Genomic DNA, 17,482 nt, shown 5'->3' with positions numbered 1-17,482 from the left:
CCAGATGAGCCAGGCGGCACAGAACCTCAACTGGTTGATCACGAATTTCGTGGACAACACCCCGGGCGTGTCCCACACTGTCGTCGTGTCAGCCGACGGACTCCTTCTGGCGATGTCGGAAGGGTTCCCCCGGGACCGCGCGGACCAGCTCGCGGCCGTCGCCTCGGGGCTGACCTCGCTGACCGCCGGGGCGTCCCGGATCTTCGAGGGCGGCAACGTGGCCCAGACGGTCGTGGAGATGGAGCGCGGCTTCCTCTTCCTGATGTCCGTCTCCGACGGGTCGTCCCTGGCCGTGCTCGCGCACCCGGAGTGCGACATCGGCCTGGTCGGCTACGAGATGGCCCTCCTGGTCGACCGCGCGGGCGCGGTGCTCACCCCCGATCTGCGTGCCGAGCTACAGGGAAGTCTGCTGCACTGATCGGTCCCGGCACCACCCGCGTCACCACATCACCGTCCGGCCGCCACATTCCCCCCACCGGCCCTGTCAGACGGCACGACTGACCCACCTGCTGTCCCGCCCGGAGGACTCATGACCCCGCCCACCGCCTCTCATGATCCGTACGCGGAGCCGTACGAGGACGAGGGCGACCAACCGCTGGTACGTCCCTACGCGATGACCGGTGGCCGGACGAGGCCGCGCTACCAGCTCGCCATCGAGGCGCTGATCAGCACGACGGCCGACCCGGCAGCGCTCATGGGACTGCTTCCCGAGCACCAGCGCATCTGCCACCTGTGCCGTGAGGTCAAGTCGGTGGCCGAGGTGTCGGCCCTGCTGTCGATGCCACTCGGTGTGGCCCGGATCCTCGTCGCGGACCTCGCGGAGGCCGGGCTCGTCGCCATCCACCAGCCGGGCGGCGATGAGAACAATGGCGGTGCGCCGGACGTGACACTGCTCGAAAGGGTGCTCAGTGGACTTCGCAAGCTCTGACGGAGGCCGGGCGACCACCTCCGCGAAGATCGTGGTGGCCGGCGGCTTCGGGGTCGGCAAGACCACGTTCGTGGGCGCCGTCTCGGAGATCAACCCGCTGCGCACGGAGGCCGTGATGACCTCCGCCAGCGCCGGGATCGACGATCTCACGCACACCGGGGACAAGACGACCACCACGGTCGCCATGGACTTCGGCCGCATCACGCTCGACCAGGACCTGATCCTGTACCTGTTCGGCACCCCCGGCCAGGACCGCTTCTGGTTCATGTGGGACGACCTGGTGCGCGGCGCCATCGGCGCGGTCGTGCTCTGCGACACCCGCCGGCTGGCGGACTGCTTCCCGGCGGTCGACTACTTCGAGAACAGCGGCCTGCCGTTCGTCGTGGCGCTCAACGGCTTCGACGGCCAGCAGCCGTACACCCCGGACGAGGTCCGCGAGGCGCTCCAGATCGGCCCGGACACCCCGATCATCACCACCGACGCCCGGCACCGCGCCGACGCGAAGAGCGCGCTGATCACCCTGGTGGAGCACGCGCTCATGGCCCGGCTGCGGTAGCTCCGGTCCAGGTCACAGCCAAGTCGGCAACGCCATACGGCAGTTGCCGTAGGCCGGTTGGAGCCGACTGTGTCGTTTGACACGGTCGGCTTCGCTGTTCATAACGTTTCGGCAGAGGAAATCGGGTGGCACCGACACGCGTCGCGGTCACCCCGTGCCGCTGCGCGTACAGGGGGCCCGTCTTTTGCACGGGCCTCGCTCTTTTTGACCGTTTTACGTAGGGCTTACCTCACATGTGACCCGCGAATCCGACTGTTTGGAGGAGCACAGCCGGTCGTGCTGGAATGCCAGGACCGCCCCGCAGCCCCCGCCGTACTCAGCGGTAGTGCGTACGCGAAGGCGAACAGGGCCCTGATTCACAGCGGCACGACGCAGGTGCCGACCGCGGAGAGGTTGCTGGTCGAGTGAGGCGAAGCACGAACGGCCCCGAGCCATCGGCCCGGGGCAACTTCACCCCGCCGCGGGCGGCGGACGGGCCCGCCGTGCCGGAACCGCCGGCGGCCCCCTCCCCCGCCCCGCGCGGCGGACGCCTTTCCCCCCGCAACTGGCGGGTGGCCACCCGGCTCAACGCGATCCTGCTGATACCCGTGGCCGTCGGCCTCGTCCTGGGCGGCGTCCAGGTGAAGGGCTCCCTCGACACCTGGCAGGACGCGGACGACGCCGAGAGCACCGCGCGCCTGGTCCGCGCCTCCCTCGGCTACGCCGGAGCCCTCTACCACGAACGCGACGTCAGCGCCGAGCCCCTGCTGCGGGGCAGGGGCGGACGGGACGCCGAGGTCGCCAAGGCCCGCCGGGCCACCGACGACGCCGCCGACGCCTTCGACGAGGCGGCGCGCGCCATGCCCGGCACCCCCCGGCTCGAACGCCGGCTCAAGATCTTCCGCGCCGAGGAGCCCCGCCTCCAGTCGCTGCGCGCCGCCGCCTACACCTCCGAACTCAAGGGCGTGGAGACGGAGGAGGGCTACACCGGCGTCGCCCACCCGCTGATGGAGTTCGCCAACGAACTGGGCCTGGGCACCGGCAACGTCACCTCCTACGGCCGCACCGTCTACGCCGTCTCCCTGACCAAGGCGGCGCTGTCGCTGGAACGTTCCATCGGCATGCACATGCTGGTCCGGCCGGGCCCCGAGCCCGGCCACCTGGCCAGCCAGCGCGTCGCCCTCTCCTCCTACGCCTATCTGGAGCGGATCGCCGCCGAGGAGTACCTCGGCGGCGGCACCGAGCAGGACGCGCAGAACCTGAAGGACGCCGAGAAGAAGGTCAAGGACGACATCGCGGCCCTCGTCCAGGAGTCCCGCGCCAAGAACCCCGGCGGCACACCGCCGCCCGCCGACCCGGCCACGATGGTCTCCGAGCTGGCCCGGCTGGACTCCACCGACGCCGCCGCCCGGGAGACCCTGGCCCAGCGGGGCATCACCCCCGAGAACTGGTGGGCCGTCACGACCCTCAAGTTCGACGCCTACGGCGGGATCGAGGCCGCCCTCGCGGACAACGCGGTGACCGAGGCCGCCGCCGTCGCGGACGACGCCGAGCGGGACGCCTACCTCACCGGCGCCGCCGTCGTCATCGCCCTGCTGGCCGCGTTCGTGCTGGCCGGAATCGTCGCCCGGCAGATGAGCCGCTCCATGCGCGAGCTGCGCAACGCCGCCTTCGGCATCGCCGAGCAGCGCCTCCCGATGCTGGTCGACCAGCTCTCCCGGACCGACCCGGGCCGGGTCGACACCCGGGTCGCGCCGCTGCCGATCTCCTCCACCGACGAGATAGGCGAGGTCGCCCGCGCCTTCGACCAGGTGCACCGCGAGGCCGTCCGGCTCGCCTCCGAGCAGGCCCTGCTGCGCGGCAACATCAACGCCATCTTCACCAACCTCTCCCGGCGCAACCAGTCGCTCATCGAGGGGCAGATCGGCCTCATCACCCACCTGGAGAACCACGAGGCCGACCCGGACCAGCTGGAGAACCTGTTCCGGCTGGACCACCTCGCCACCCGGATGCGGCGCAACGGCGAGAACCTCCTCGTCCTCGCGGGCCAGGAGCCCGGCCGCCGCTGGGACCAACCGGTACCCCTGGTGGACATCCTGCGCGCCGCCTCCTCCGAGGTGGAGCAGTACGAGCGCATCGAGCTGTCCGGGGTGCCGGAGGCCGACATCCACGGCCGGGCCGTGACCGACCTCGTGCACCTGCTGGCCGAGCTGCTGGAGAACGCCACCACCTTCTCCTCCCCGCAGACCAAGGTCAGGGTCACCGCCACCCGGCTGCCCGACGGCCGGGTCGTGATCGAGATCCACGACAAGGGCATCGGCCTCACCGCCGAGGACTTCGCGGACATCAACCACAAGCTGGCCAACCCGCCCACCGTGGACGTCGCGATCTCCCAGCGCATGGGCCTGTTCGTGGTCGGCCGGCTCTCCGACCGGCACGGCATCCGCGTCCAGCTCCGCCCCTCCGGCGAGCAGGCGGGCACCACCTCGCTGGTCATGCTGCCGGACGCCATCACCCACGGCGGCGGCGGGGAGCAGCAGCAGCGCGACGAGTTCACGGTCTCCCAGATCATCCCCGAGCAGGACGCCCGGGGCCACGGCTTCGGCCGCCCCCAGCAGCAGCCCCTGCGCACCGCCGCCGAACTGGGCTTCGACGACAGCCGCTACGCCGACGGCGGCGGGACCGGGCCGGACCCGGTGGGCCGCTCCCTGCACCGCGGGGGGCGCCGCGCCGCCCCGGGACACCGGGGCGGCCCCGGGCAGCCCGGCACGGAGCGCCCCGCGCCCTCCGCCGGGGACACCCCCTCCGCCGGGACCGGCTCCCCCGCGCAGCCCTCCGCCCACGAGCACCCCGGCCCGGCGGCCCCCGGCGGCCCGGCCGGGTACGGCGACCCGTCGGCGTACGAGGGGCCGCGAACGGCCCACGACGGGCAGCACGCGGACCCGGGCGCCCCGGCGGCCGGATACGGCGGCAACGGCGCCCCGGCGGCCGGATACGGCGACCAGGGCGGCGGTCACCCGCAGCAGGCGGGGTACGGCGACCAGGGGGCCGGGTACGGCGACCCGTCCGGGGCCGCGCACACCGCGTACACCGCGTACGACGGCGGCGTCCCGGGCGGGTACGGGGAACAGCGGCCCGGGTACGGCGAGCAGGCCGGGTACCCGCAGCAGGCGGGATACGGCGAGCAGGCGGGGTACGGCGAGCAGCGGGCCGGGTACGGCGACCCGTCGGGGGCCGCGCACGCCGCGTACGACGGGGGCGTCCCGGGGCAGGTCCACGGGGACCCGTCCGCGTACTACGCCCCCGGCGCGCCGCAGGCCCCCGCCCGCCCCGGGCCGGGAGCCGACGGCCATCCCGCGCCCGGCGGCCAGGCGGCCCCTCCCGGCCACGGGTCCCCCCTGGACGACCGGCCGGGGCCGGACGGATTCCCCGGCGGCCACCCCGCCCAGTACCCCGCCGGCGCCCCCGAGGGGGACGCCGGGCGGGCCTCTGACGGGAACGGGGCGGACCGCGTAGGCTTCGACCGTCCGGGACCGGCCACCTCCGCCGCCCACGAGCTCACCGACGCCGGCCTTCCGCGCCGCGGTTCCGCCGCGGGCGGTCCGGGCGGGGCACCGCGCGCCGACCGCGGAGCGACGCCGCCCGAGGCCGAGGCGGGCAGGGGCGACGGCGACTGGCGGTCCGCCAACGACGAGCGCTGGCAGCAGGCTTCGCGCCTGCGCAAGCCCAAGGCGGGCGGGATCACCCCCTCCGGCCTGCCGAGGCGGGTGCCCAAGGCCAATCTGGTCGAGGGAACCGCCGAGACCACGCTCCAGAACGGCCCGCAGATCTCCCGTGCCCCGGAGGACATCCGGGGCAGGCTGAGCAACCTGCGGCGCGGCGTCGAACGCGGCCGCAACGCAGGCAGTGAACAGAACACCCAGGCCACAACCAGTGAACAGCGTGGTCCTGACAGCACCTACGACCAGGAGCGTTAGTGTGAGCCCGATGAGCCAGGCGGCACAGAACCTGAACTGGTTGATCACCAACTTCGTGGACAACACCCCGGGGGTGTCCCACACGGTGGTGGTCTCCGCCGACGGACTCCTTCTGGCGATGTCCGAAGGGTTCCCCCGTGACCGCGCCGACCAGCTCGCCGCCGTCGCCTCCGGCCTGACCTCGCTGACGGCCGGCGCCTCGCGGATCTTCGAGGGCGGCAGCGTGAATCAGACAGTTGTGGAGATGGAGAGGGGATTCCTCTTCATCATGTCCATCTCCGACGGTTCGTCCCTCGCCGTCCTCGCCCACCCCGAAGCGGACATCGGTCTCATTGGGTACGAGATGGCCCTTCTGGTCGACCGCGCGGGCTCGGTGCTGACACCGGACCTGCGGGCCGAACTCCAGGGCAGCCTCCTCAACTAAGGGGCGGACCGTGCGTTTTGGCGTCCCGGGGCCTTAAGGTTTCGGGACGCGGCTCCACAAGGGATGGGCGCCAGGCACAGTCGGAGGAGGAGAAAAGTGGCAACACCCCCAGGCGTTCCGTCGTCGGACAACTGGCCGTACGGTCCCGGTCAGGGACACGGCGGCGGCCCGGCACACGGATACGGCTACCCCTCCGGACCCCACCACGGGCAGCCGTACGCGCCGCAGGGCCCCGGCCCTTCGCCGTACGACCAGCCCTACGACCAGCCGCACGCCCCCCGCGTCCAGCCGCAGCGCCGTGCTCCGGCACCGGCCCCCTCGGGGTCGGCGAACAACCCCCTGGTGCGCCCGTACGCCATGACGGGCGGCCGCACCAGGCCCCGCTACCAGCTCGCCATCGAGGCACTGGTGCACACCACCGCGCAACCGCACCAGATGCAGGGCCAGTTGCCCGAGCATCAGCGGATCTGCCATCTCTGCCGGGAGATCAAGTCGGTGGCCGAGATCTCGGCCCTGCTCGCGATCCCTCTCGGCGTGGCCAGGATCCTCGTCGCCGACTTGGCGGAGGCGGGACTGGTCGCCATCCATCAGCCCGGCGGCGACGACAGCGCCGGCGGCCAGCCAGACGTGACACTGCTCGAAAGGGTGCTCAGTGGACTTCGCAAGCTCTAGCGGCGGTCCTTCCCGCTCCACCACCTCAGCGAAGATCGTGGTGGCGGGCGGCTTCGGCGTGGGCAAGACCACGTTCGTCGGCGCCGTCTCGGAGATCAACCCGCTGCGCACAGAGGCCGTGATGACATCCGCGTCGGCGGGCATCGACGACCTCACCCACACCGGGGACAAGACGACCACCACGGTCGCCATGGACTTCGGCCGCATCACGCTCGACCAGGACCTGATCCTGTACCTGTTCGGCACCCCCGGCCAGGACCGCTTCTGGTTCATGTGGGACGACCTGGTGCGCGGCGCCATCGGCGCGGTCGTCCTGGTCGACACGCGGCGGCTCGCCGACTGCTTCCCCGCGGTCGACTACTTCGAGAACAGCGGCCTGCCGTTCGTCATCGCGCTCAACGGCTTCGACGGCAGCCAGCCGTACAACCCCGACGAGGTCCGCGAGGCGCTCCAGATCGGCCCCGACACGCCGATCATCACCACCGACGCCCGGCACCGCGCCGACGCCAAGTCGGCCCTGATCACCCTGGTGGAACACGCCCTCATGGCGCGCCTGCGCTAGGTCCCGCCGTCAGATTCCCCTCGTCCGCCCGAGGACCGGGCCCGGCCGCGCCGGGTGCGGGCTCCCGGCGGGCCGGGCAGACGGGAATGTGACGACAGGGCCTGGCCCCGCGCGGCCCCGACGGGCCCGGACCGTGCCCCCTCCCGACAAGGGGGGCACGGTCCTTTTTTCCGTCCGGAACCTGCACAGCCCCGGGGCATCCTTGGTAACTTGACCGTCCGTGGTGAACCGCTGACCCAGAGGGGTGCGCCGGTTCCCCACGGGTCGCAGGGGGACACATGGACATGTACACCGGCCCGCGGCGCATCGGGAACTTCACCGTCATCGAACCGCTGGGCCGCGGCGGGATGGGCGTCGTCTACCTGTGCCGCACACCGGGAGGACAACGCCTCGCGGTCAAGGTCATCAGGGACAGCCTCTCCGAACACCCGGAGATCCGATTACGGTTCGCCCGCGAGGTCGCCGCGCTGCGCGAGGTGCACAGCCCGTACACCGTGCCGGTCTACGCCGCGGAGACCCAGCGCCCGCCGCTCTGGCTCGCCACCCGGTACGTCGACGGGCCCACGCTGCGCCAGCGCGTCCACGCCGACGGGCCCCTGGACACCCGCGCGGTCATCCGGTTCGGGCTGATGCTCGCCGAGGCGCTCGCCACCGTGCACGAGCGGGGCGTGATCCACCGCGACCTCAAGCCCGGCAACATCCTCTTCGAGGGCGACGAACCGCGTCTCATCGACTTCGGCATCGCCCGCTCGGCGGCCGCCGTCAGCGGACTGACCGACCCCGGGGTGCAGCTCGGCACCTCCGGGTACATGGCGGCCGAGCAACTGGCGGGGGACAAGCCGTCGCCCGCCGTGGACGTCTTCGCCCTCGGCGCCGTCCTCACCTACGCGGCGACGGGCATGCTCCCCTTCGGCCAGGGCCAGGCCGCCGACGACCGCATCCGCCGCCGGGAGCGGCCCGACCTCGGCGGCCTGGACGGCTCCCTGCGGGAGCTGGTCGCCGCCTGCCTCGCCCACGACCCGCTCGCCCGGCCGGGACCCCAGCGGGTGATGAGCGCGCTGACGGCCTGCGGGGCCGAGGAGGCCGCCCGGCGGGAGCCGGAGCGGGACGGCCCGTCCGGGACGGGGCTGCTCCGGCGGAGGCCGCCGGAAGCGCCGGGGCTGGGCGGGAGGGCTCCGGGCGGAGCGGGCGGCCGGCCCGCCGACGGGTCGGGGGGCGGGCCGGGCCAGGGCGACGGCGGGCCGGGCGGCGAGGCCCTCGGCGGGTCCGTCGGCGGGGCCCCCTGGGCCGAACCGCGGGACGCCTCGCGGGAGATGGCGGACGGCGCGCATGAATGCCGGCTGCCGGGGCAGAACGGCGGCTGTGTGCTGCACGCCGTCGCCGCGGGACTCCTCGACGCCGGCCTCACCCCTGCTCTGATCAGGAAGGCGCTGGTGCGCCATGACCACTGAACCACTGGTCCCGCTGCACGGCGGCTGGGAGACGCTGGCCCGCGGCTGGGCCCGGCGCCGGGGTGCCCGCGCCACCGCCGAGCAGGGCGGGCTGAACGTCGACATCCTCACCGGCCGCCCCGCCCGGAAGCACACCGTGGGCTTCACCCCCACGGGCCGGACCCTGGTGCTGATCGTCACCGACGGCACCCTGGTGACGCGGGAGCGGCTGGCGTCGACCGCCGCCGCGGCCACCGCCTGGAACGCCCGCGAGGTGAGCCCGACGGCCGTCCTCGGCTACGACCGCACCGAACTGCTGCTGCTCTCCGCCGTGTCGACCCTGCCCCTCGCCGCCCACATGGCCCCCACCGACTTCGCGGCCACGCTGAACGACCTGCTGGAGCGGGCCACCCGGCTGCTCTCCGAATGCGACGACCTCGGCCGGATCCTGCCGGACGGTGCCGACCAGGACCCGCGGAGGTGAGCCGTTGACCACCCTGATCCTGCCGCTCGCCGGGCTGGCCGCCCTCATGCTGGTGGTGCTCGCCGTCCTCTGGACGCTCGCGGGCACCTCTTACACCCGGCCGCCCCGCCCCGGGCGGGAGCCCGAGCAGCGGCGGCCCGACGACGGACGCGCGCCCCGGCAGCACCCGCCCGCGGTGCGGGACCCCTGGGGCCGGGAGGCGCAGGACCCGCGGCAGGCCCCCGGGACCGGCCCCCGGCCGGACTCCCGGCGGGACTCCCGGCGGGATCGGGACGACCGTCGGGGGGACTCCCGGCGGGACCGGGACGACCTCGGGGGAGCCCCCGGGACCGATCCCCGCGGAACCTCCGGGACCGGTCCCCGGTGGGACCGGAGCCTCACCCGGGGGGACCCCCGTACCGACCCCCGCGCCGACCGGTGGGACCCCCGCCTCCCCGGAGGTCCGGGCCACCGGCTCCCGGCGGGGTGGGACCGCCGCACCCCGGCCGAGCCGGGCCGGTGGGTCCCGGACGAGCCCCTGCCCGCGCCGGAGGACTCCCGCCCGGCCCCGGAGGACCCCCGGCCGCCCGCCGACCGGACGGGACGGCGGCTGGCCTCCGACGCGGCACGGCTGGCGCGGTACTCGGGGCTGCTGGCCGGCCGGGCCCTGTCCGCCCTCTCCCCCCGGTCCGATCCCCGGGCCGATCCGCGGTCCGGCCCTCGGACACCGCCCGGCGGGACCGCGCTCCCCCCGCCGTCCGCGCCGCACGGCTCCCCTCCCCCGCCCGGGACGCCCGGCGCCCCGGGGTCCCCGTCCGACCGCTCGGGCCCCACCGCCGCCCCGCCCCCGGCCGACGGGCGCCCGGACCGCACCCCGGCCCCCGGCACCTCCCTCCCGGCGTCCTCCGGCCCGGGCCCCGGCGACCGCGCCGACGGCCCCGGCCCGGCCACCGACCGCCACCGCTCCGGCGACCGCCCCGCGCGGACCGACGGCCGGGGCGGGCGCGCCGACGGCCCCGGCAGGCCCGAGCACGGCCACGGCGCCCGCCTCCCCGCCGCCCCGCGCCCCCAGGGGCCTCAGGGGCCTCAGGGGCCTCAGGCTGCCCAGGGCTCCCAGGGTGCTCACCGCACCCCGCCCCGGGCCCTCCGGACCGGCCCGTACGACCGCGCCGCCTCCGGGCCCGGCGACGGGGCCGGGCCGCCCCGGACCGCCGCCCCCTCCGCCCCGCTCCCCGCCGCGTACCGGCAGGGACCCCACGACCACGACACCCTCCCCCTCGGCCCCGGGGGCCGCACCGCCACCGCCCTCACCTGGCTGCGCCCCCAGGGCTACGTGAGCTGGGAGGGCGCCCTGCACCGCGCCCGCTGGCACGGCCCCACGACCCGCTTCCCCGGTCCCGGCACCCTGGTCCGCATCGAGGCCGACCCCTCGCTCGACCCACCCCGCCTGGACGCCTACCCCCTGGGCTGAACCCGCCCGCACCACCGCTCCACCGTCCACATCCCGCGACAGCACCACGGAGAAGTCGTGTTTGCCAACCCAGGTTCCGCCGAACCCCCCCTGCCCATGCCGTACACGGGCTTCGAGTTCGACAGCGCCCAGCGGCTCCCGCTGCTGCTGTGCCTGGACACCTCCAGCTCGCTCTCCAACAACGGCGCCATCACCGCGCTCAACAGCGCCCTCGCCTCCTGGGCGAAGAGCCTGGTCGACGACATGGCGCTCAGCGCCGCCGTCGACGTCGCCGTGATCACCTTCGGCGGAAGCGAGCAGATCACCGTCTGGCAGGGCGACATACCGCTCGGCCGGACGGCCCCGGTGTGGCCGCAGAGCCCCTTCGTGCCGGCCCACGAGTTCCGGCCGCCGGTCCTCAAGGCGCACGGCGTGACCCTGCTGGACCGGGCGCTGCGGCTGGCCATGGAGGTCGTCGCCGACTACAAGGCCGGGCTGCGCACCTCCGGCCTGACCTACTACCGGCCGCAGATCTGCGTGGTCACCGACGGCTACCCCAGCGACGAGACCGGCAAGTTCTCCTACGGCTACCGGGAGTTGCTCCCCGAACTGCGCCGCGCGGAGGAGGAGCGCCGCTTCCGGCTGTTCGCCGTGGGCGTCGGCGAGCGGCACACCGGGGCGGAGGACGTCCTGAAGGACCTGGCCCCGCAGTACCACGCCTGGCTGGACGGCTTCCCGTTCAAGGAGCTGCTCGCGGCGATGTCGCACAGCGCCAGGGCCACCCAGGGCGGCGCGGACGAGGCGGAGTTCCACGAGATCTTCGCCCGGCTCAAGAACCGCCGGGGCGGCGGGCAGGTGCCCGCGTGAGCGGAGCCCTCCCCCGGCCGCCCGGCCGCTGGCGGGTGCACGGCATCAGCGCCACCGGCTACCGGCACCTGCGCGACCGGCTCCCCTGCCAGGACGCCTGGGACTACGAGCGGACCCCGGACGGCCTGGTCCTGGCCGTCGCCGACGGCGCGGGCAGCGCACCCTACTCCCAGAACGGCTCGCGCGCCGTGGTGGGGATGGCCATGAACGCCTTCCTCCCCCTGGCGACGCCCTGGGCCCGGCTGCCCGACCCCGAGGCGCGCCGACGGCACCTCACCGAGGCATTCCGCCTCGTCCGCACCGAGTTCCTGCGCCGCTGCGGCCCGGACCCCTCCCTGTACGCGACGACCCTGACGGTGGTCGTCGCGGGCGAGGGCTGGCTCGGCCAGCTCTCCGTCGGCGACGGGCTCGTCCTGCTGCGCACCGGTGGGGAGGGCGACGGCAGCGCCTACCACCTGCTCCCCCGCCCCGCCGCCCGCAGCGAGTACGCCAACGAGACCGTCTTCGTCGGCTCCCCCGGCGCCCTGGAGCAGGCCCGGGTGGACTGCGTGCGCGACGACGGCGTCGACGGGGTGCTGCTGTCCACGGACGGCCTGACCAACGCCCTGCTCAAACGGAGCGGTGCGGCGGCGCCGCTGCCCCACGACGACTTCGTGGGCCACCTCTTCGAGCGTCTCTCCCATCCCGCGTACGACCGCGCCGAGGAGGACCGGTGGCTGGCCGCGTTCCTCGCCTCGGACCAGATCAGCCGGGTCACCGGTGACGACAAGACTCTCCTGTGGGCGGTACGGACATGAACGCGTACGACACCACCGACCTGGCCTTCGGCGACGGCACCCGGGTCCTGCGCGAACAGCGGCCGCTCGGGCAGGGCGGCCAGGGCAGCGTCTGGGGCGTGAGCGACCGCGACGACCTCGTCGTCAAGATCTACGACCGCTCCCCCGACGACGCGCAGCTCCGCAGGCTGGCGGCCATGCTGCGGGCCCGGCCGCTGGAGCAGGAGGACCTGCTGCCGGACCAGCCGCCGCTGCTGGTGTGGCCGACCTCGCTGGTCGAGGCCGGCGGGCGCCCCGTCGGCTACGGGATGCCCCGCCTCCCCTCCTCGCACATCCCGCTGACCGGGCTGCTGCAGAAGCAGGTGCGGCTGCGCCGCTTCGAGGGGCGGGCGCACTGGAGGTTCCTGCTCGGGGTGGCCGCGAACCTCGCCTACATGACGGCGGGACTGCACGCCGAGGGGTTCGTGGTGGGCGATCTGTCCAGCACCAACGCCGTCGCCGACCACCGGGGCTTCATCACCCTCCTGGACTGCGACTCCTTCGCCTTCCGGGACGCGCTGACCGGGGAGGACTTCGGCTGCGACGTCTTCACCGACGACTACGCCGGGCCCGAGCGGCACGCCGGTGAGCAGCCGACCGCGCACTCGGACGACTTCGCCCTCGCCGTGCTCGTCTACCAGCTGCTCACCGGCGGCAATCACCCGTTCGACGGAGCGCCCAAGTACGGGTCCGAGGAGTCCACCCGCAAGGACAACATCCTCGCGGGCACCTCGTTCCTCATCCACCCGGACCGGGTGCTGACGCCCGCGCAGCTGCTGCCGCCCGAGGTGGTGCCGCCGCAGCTGCTGCGGCTGGCGAGGCAGGCGTTCGGACCCGGGCTGCGGAATCCGGAGCGGCGGCCCCGGTCCACGGCCTGGCTGGACGCGCTGGACGAGGCCCGCGCCAGGGTCCTCCAGTGCCCCGAGGTGCCGGTGCACTGGTACGGCGGCCATCTCACCGCCTGCCCGTGGTGCCGGCGGCAGGCGGACCGGCAGTCGGACCCGTTCACCGCGCTGGGGGGCCGGGTGCCCGGTCAGGGATCGGCGGCGTGGTCGGCGCGGGCCACCCCATCGGCCCAGGCGTCGGCCTCGGCGTCGGCCTCCGCGTCCGCTCCGGCGGGGGCCTCCGCTTCGGCCCCGTCCGGTGCGCCCGGGTCCTCTGGTGCGCCCGGGTCCTCCGGGGCGCCGGGGGCGGGCGCCTCCGGCGGACCGGCCCCGTCCGGCGGGACCGGGACGGCGGCACCGTCCGGTGGGCCGTCCCCGTCCGGCCCTTCCGGCACCGGTGCGCCGTCCCATGCCGCCGGCGGGCCGACGCCCCCGGGACCGGCCTCGCCCGCGGCACCGGAGCCCTGCGCGGGCCCCGAGCCCGAGCCGGAGCCCGGCGCGGACGGGGCGGCGCACGCGGAGGAGCCCGTGGGCGTCGGCGCCACCTGTCTGGGGCTGCTGATCCTGGTCGGCCTGCTCGCGCTGCTGGTCTGGGGCATCGTCACCGCGGTGCGGGCGGTGTTCTGACCCACGGCGAAGGGCCGGTACCCCGGACGGGGGTACCGGCCCTTCCCGGGGACGGGGGGCGCTCAGCGCCAGCTGTGCGGGGCGCGGAAGCCGGGCTCGCGCTCCAGGCGGCGCCAGCCGGCCCGGACCCTGCCGCCGTGGGCCGGGGCCAGCTCGGCGGGGCGGGCCGCGGCGCGGGCCATCAGGAGGGCCGTGATCGCGGCGACCTCCTCGGGCTCGGCGTGGCCCTTCTCGACACGGATGTCGGGAGTGCTCATGGACATGGCTCCTCGGGTCACTGCGGCGGGTTGCCGTGCTTGCGGCTGGGCAGGTCGGCGTGCTTGGTCTGGAGCATCGCGAGGGAGCGGATGAGGACCTCGCGGGTCTCGGCGGGGTCGATCACATCGTCCACGAGGCCGCGTTCGGCCGCGTAGTACGGGTGCATCAGCTCGGCCTTGTACTCCTTGACCATCTTCTGCCGCATGGCCTCGGGGTCCTCGGCGGCGGCGATCTGGCGGCGGAAGACGACGTTGGCGGCGCCCTCCGCGCCCATCACGGCGATCTCGTTGGTCGGCCAGGCGTAGGTCAGGTCGGCGCCGATGGACCGCGAGTCCATGACGATGTAGGCGCCGCCGTACGCCTTGCGCAGGATCAGGGAGATCCTCGGCACGGTGGCGTTGCAGTACGCGTACAGCAGTTTCGCGCCGTGCCGGATGATCCCGCCGTGCTCCTGGTCGACGCCCGGGAGGAAGCCGGGGACGTCCAGCAGGGTCAGGATCGGGATGTTGAAGGCGTCGCACATCTGCACGAAGCGGGCGGCCTTCTCGGACGCCTCGATGTCCAGGACGCCGGCCAGGGACTGCGGCTGGTTGGCGACGATGCCGACGACCTGTCCGTCCAGGCGGGCCAGGGCGCAGATGATGTTCCGCGCCCAGCGCTCGTGGACCTCCAGGTACTCGCCGTCGTCGACGATCTCCTCGATGACCTTGGCCATGTCGTACGGCCGGTTGCCGTCGGCGGGGACCAGGTCGAGGAGGGCCTCGCCGCGCCGGTCGGCGGGGTCGGCGCACTCGGTGCGGGGCGGGTTCTCCCGGTTGTTCTGCGGGAGCAGGGAGAGGAGGTAGCGGACCTCGGCGATGCAGGTCTCCTCGTCGTCGTAGGCGAAGTGCGCCACGCCCGAGGTCTCCGCGTGCACGTCGGCACCGCCGAGGCCGTTCTGGGTGATCTCCTCGCCGGTGACCGCCTTGACGACGTCCGGACCGGTGATGAACATCTGCGAGGTCTCACGGACCATGAACACGAAGTCCGTCAGCGCCGGGCTGTAGGCCGCGCCGCCCGCGCACGGCCCCAGCATCACGCTGATCTGCGGGATGACGCCCGACGCCCTGGTGTTGCGCTGGAAGATGCCGCCGTAGCCGGCCAGCGCCGAGACGCCCTCCTGGATACGGGCACCCGCCCCGTCGTTCAGGGACACCAGCGGAGCACCGGCCGCGATGGCCATGTCCATGATCTTGTGGATCTTCGCCGCATGGGCCTCGCCCAGGGCACCGCCGAAGATCCGGAAGTCGTGCGCGTAGACGAAGACCGTCCGGCCCTCCACCGTGCCCCAGCCCGTCACGACACCGTCCGTGTACGGCCGCTTCGCCTCCAGGCCGAACCCGCTCGCCCGGTGCCGCCGCAACTGCTCGACCTCACGGAACGAATCCGGGTCCAGCAGCAGCCCGATCCGCTCCCGCGCCGTCAGCTTGCCCTTGGCGTGCTGCGCCTCGGTCGCCTTCTCGCTCGGCCCGGCCAGCGCCTGCGCACGGATCCCGTGCAGCTCGGCCACCCGTCCACGCGCGTCCGTCGGCTCACCCGGCGCCTCATCCAAAACGGTCATGCAGCGACTCTACGAACCCGGACACCGTTTGCGAGCCGTCGACTCCGAACAGTCCTCAGCGCGTTTTCCTGGTAATCCTGAACAGGAGCCACCCCACTTTGGGCTGTTTCGACTGCTCAGAGCCCCCGACCCTTGTGGAGGTCACACAAAGCAGCCACCCGAGAGGCGCCTCACATTCCCCCGTGGTTCATACCACCTCCGGAGTGACGCGAGACAAAGGTTGAAACTTCAACGGAATGCCGCTACAGTCGAGCCCGTTCGATTGATTCAACGTTCAACCAAACCCCAGGAGATCATGATGGGCATCTTCGGCAAGAAGTCCGCCGCCACCCCCGCTGCCGCCCCCACCGCCGTCAACCCGGACCTCGCCGCCGTCACCGGCGACTACACGGTCGACCCGTCGCACACCACGATCGGCTTCGTCGCCCGCCATGCCATGGTCACGAACGTCAAGGGCAAGTTCCTCGACTTCAGCGGCACCCTGCACCTGGACGGCACGAACCCCTCCGCGTCCACCGCGACGCTGGACATCACGATGGACAGCATCGACACGGGTTCCGCCGACCGGGACGGCCACCTCAAGAGCGCGGACTTCTTCAAGACGGAGGAGTTCCCGACCATGACGTTCCGCTCCACCAAGGCCGAGGCCCTCGGTGGCGACGACTACCGCATCACCGGTGACCTGACCATCCTCGGCACCACCAAGTCCCTCACCATCGACCTGGAGTTCAACGGCGCCGCGACCGACCCCTTCGGCAACGAGCGCGTCGGCTTCGAGGGCAAGGCCGAGATCCTGCGCTCCGAGTGGGGCCTGACCTGGAACGCGGCCCTGGAGACCGGCGGCGTCCTGGTGTCCGACAAGATCAAGCTCAACTTCGACATCTCCGCCATCAAGCAGGCGTGAGGCCGTCGGCAGCCCCCGGGAGACCGCCCGCGGACCCTGCCGCGCCACCGCCGGAGTTGGGCCCGGGACCCGCGTCCCGCCATGACCGTCCTGCACCTCGACACGCGATACGCCGTCGGGGTGCACGGCCATGTCCGGACGGGACCGGATGCCCGGACGGGACCGGAAGGTGCCCGCGCCCCCGGGAGGCCGGCGGAAGCGCGGCGGGGAGAGGCACTCCGGGCGCATCCGGCACCGGAGAGGTGACCGTGAGGCCCGCCCGCTTCCCTGCCAGGGTCGTGCTTCCGCGGGCCGCGTCAAGGGCGCTGCGCGTCGCCTGCGGCGATGGGCCTACGGCCCACCCTTGACCCGGCCCGCTCCAGCACGGGGAAGAAGCGAGCGGGCGGCCCGGGGAAACGGGTGTCCCACCGCCGGCCACCCCCGGCCCCGGTCACAGGGCACCGGCGACACGGGACGCGACCGCGCCTCGCCAGCACGCCACGCCACCTCAGCGACACCCCACCGGTGACACGGCACACCGACGATCACCGACACGCACACCTAGATCGTCGGCACCCCCTCTCCGGACCGCCCTCCCCACCGGGACCAGAAGCCGGCCCCCGGGGAACGCGGGAGGGCACGAGGGCCCGCGGCCCGCAGGGCTCGCGGCCAACAGGACTCGCCGCCCGCAGGACTCGCGGCGGCCGGCTGATGCTGCGGGGCGGGGGAACGCATGGGCGACAGGCATCCGTACGGTCGCCGGAGGCGTGGCCCCGCCGCCACCATCCGGACACGGCAGCGCCCATCCACCCGGCCGCCGGAAGTGCCTGACGCCGCGTCGGCCGGTTCGAACGACTCACCGCACCACCCGGCCGGACACGCGTACAACCCGTCCCAGAAGCGTGACGCTCCGCCGAACCCCTTCCCCCGGAACGGATTCCGGCACCAAACTCCCTCCACGGCCTTCGTCCTGGTCACCTGCACCTTGGTCGGAGCACACGACCGGGCGAAGGCCGCCCACCCGTCCAAGACCGCCCACCATCCGTCCTCGCACCACCAAGGGGCCGGGTGCCACGTCGCCCCGCCCCCGGCCCCCGCCCGTCGTCC

The 17,482-nt window shown here is 73.8% G+C and carries 16 protein-coding genes; 14 read left to right on the top strand and 2 right to left on the bottom strand.

What is annotated here, in order from left to right:
* The first annotated feature begins 4 nt into the window (after nt 1–4).
* The 13 genes from ACZ7LB_RS19420 (at nt 5) to ACZ7LB_RS19360 (ending at nt 13,634) form a co-directional block, all read left to right on the top strand.
* Nucleotides 5–418, top strand: coding sequence for a roadblock/LC7 domain-containing protein (locus tag ACZ7LB_RS19420; protein ID WP_003973453.1), 414 nt, complete (start codon nt 5–7; stop codon nt 416–418).
* Between the two features lie 111 nt (nt 419–529).
* Nucleotides 530–928, top strand: coding sequence for a DUF742 domain-containing protein (locus tag ACZ7LB_RS19415; RefSeq protein ID WP_003997626.1), 399 nt, complete (start codon nt 530–532; stop codon nt 926–928).
* On the top strand, nt 909–1,484 hold the full coding sequence (locus ACZ7LB_RS19410) for a GTP-binding protein (RefSeq protein WP_161225507.1): 576 nt from the start codon (nt 909–911) through the stop codon (nt 1,482–1,484). Before ACZ7LB_RS19415 ends, ACZ7LB_RS19410 begins: the two co-directional genes overlap by 20 nt.
* 404 nt (nt 1,485–1,888) lie before the next feature.
* Nucleotides 1,889–5,440: a nitrate- and nitrite sensing domain-containing protein gene (locus ACZ7LB_RS19405; RefSeq protein ID WP_471469679.1), complete on the top strand. Its 3,552-nt coding sequence runs from the start codon at nt 1,889–1,891 to the stop codon at nt 5,438–5,440.
* Nucleotides 5,441–5,450: 10 nt separating this feature from the next.
* Entirely contained in the window at nt 5,451–5,864 is a 414-nt protein-coding gene (locus tag ACZ7LB_RS19400; protein ID WP_039658182.1) for a roadblock/LC7 domain-containing protein, read from the top strand.
* A 96-nt stretch (nt 5,865–5,960) separates the two neighbouring features.
* Nucleotides 5,961–6,536, top strand: coding sequence for a DUF742 domain-containing protein (locus tag ACZ7LB_RS19395; protein WP_471469677.1), 576 nt, complete (start codon nt 5,961–5,963; stop codon nt 6,534–6,536).
* Nucleotides 6,517–7,098, top strand: coding sequence for a GTP-binding protein (locus ACZ7LB_RS19390; RefSeq protein WP_265294553.1), 582 nt, complete (start codon nt 6,517–6,519; stop codon nt 7,096–7,098). Before ACZ7LB_RS19395 ends, ACZ7LB_RS19390 begins: the two co-directional genes overlap by 20 nt.
* Nucleotides 7,099–7,376: 278 nt before the next feature.
* Nucleotides 7,377–8,549 carry a serine/threonine-protein kinase gene (locus ACZ7LB_RS19385; RefSeq protein ID WP_471469675.1) on the top strand — a complete coding sequence of 391 codons (1,173 nt, stop codon included), beginning with the start codon at nt 7,377–7,379 and terminating at the stop codon, nt 8,547–8,549.
* The gene (locus tag ACZ7LB_RS19380) at nt 8,539–9,012 is read left to right on the top strand and encodes a hypothetical protein (RefSeq protein ID WP_471469673.1); all 474 of its coding nucleotides are present in this window, start codon (nt 8,539–8,541) and stop codon (nt 9,010–9,012) included. The genes ACZ7LB_RS19385 and ACZ7LB_RS19380 overlap by 11 nt, the downstream gene beginning before the upstream one ends.
* Nucleotides 9,013–9,016: 4 nt before the next feature.
* Nucleotides 9,017–10,462 (top strand): hypothetical protein, encoded by a 1,446-nt coding sequence (locus ACZ7LB_RS19375; RefSeq protein WP_471469672.1) that lies wholly within the window; start codon nt 9,017–9,019, stop codon nt 10,460–10,462.
* A 57-nt stretch (nt 10,463–10,519) separates the two neighbouring features.
* Nucleotides 10,520–11,308, top strand: coding sequence for a vWA domain-containing protein (locus ACZ7LB_RS19370; protein WP_471469671.1), 789 nt, complete (start codon nt 10,520–10,522; stop codon nt 11,306–11,308).
* Nucleotides 11,305–12,105 (top strand): PP2C family serine/threonine-protein phosphatase, encoded by an 801-nt coding sequence (locus tag ACZ7LB_RS19365; RefSeq protein ID WP_161225499.1) that lies wholly within the window; start codon nt 11,305–11,307, stop codon nt 12,103–12,105. Before ACZ7LB_RS19370 ends, ACZ7LB_RS19365 begins: the two co-directional genes overlap by 4 nt.
* A complete protein-coding gene (locus tag ACZ7LB_RS19360) occupies nt 12,102–13,634 on the top strand; it encodes a hypothetical protein (RefSeq protein ID WP_471469670.1) in 1,533 nt (510 codons plus the stop codon). The genes ACZ7LB_RS19365 and ACZ7LB_RS19360 overlap by 4 nt, the downstream gene beginning before the upstream one ends.
* A gap of 62 nt (nt 13,635–13,696) precedes the next feature.
* Here the strand turns inward: ACZ7LB_RS19360 and ACZ7LB_RS19355 are convergent, their stop codons facing one another.
* Together ACZ7LB_RS19355 and ACZ7LB_RS19350 are read right to left on the bottom strand one after the other, a co-directional pair.
* Entirely contained in the window at nt 13,697–13,891 is a 195-nt protein-coding gene (locus ACZ7LB_RS19355) for an acyl-CoA carboxylase subunit epsilon (RefSeq protein WP_471469668.1), read from the bottom strand.
* A 17-nt stretch (nt 13,892–13,908) separates the two neighbouring features.
* Nucleotides 13,909–15,492 carry an acyl-CoA carboxylase subunit beta gene (locus ACZ7LB_RS19350; protein ID WP_471469667.1) on the bottom strand — a complete coding sequence of 528 codons (1,584 nt, stop codon included), beginning with the start codon at nt 15,490–15,492 and terminating at the stop codon, nt 13,909–13,911.
* Nucleotides 15,493–15,790: 298 nt separating this feature from the next.
* On the opposite strand from ACZ7LB_RS19350, the gene ACZ7LB_RS19345 reads away from it, so the two are divergent.
* The gene (locus ACZ7LB_RS19345) at nt 15,791–16,396 is read left to right on the top strand and encodes a YceI family protein (RefSeq protein ID WP_471469803.1); all 606 of its coding nucleotides are present in this window, start codon (nt 15,791–15,793) and stop codon (nt 16,394–16,396) included.
* Nucleotides 16,397–17,482: the final 1,086 nt, after the last annotated feature.

This window comes from Streptomyces sp. NPDC107521 (genome assembly GCF_055598485.1).
This window is presented reverse-complemented; position numbering and strand designations above follow the sequence as displayed.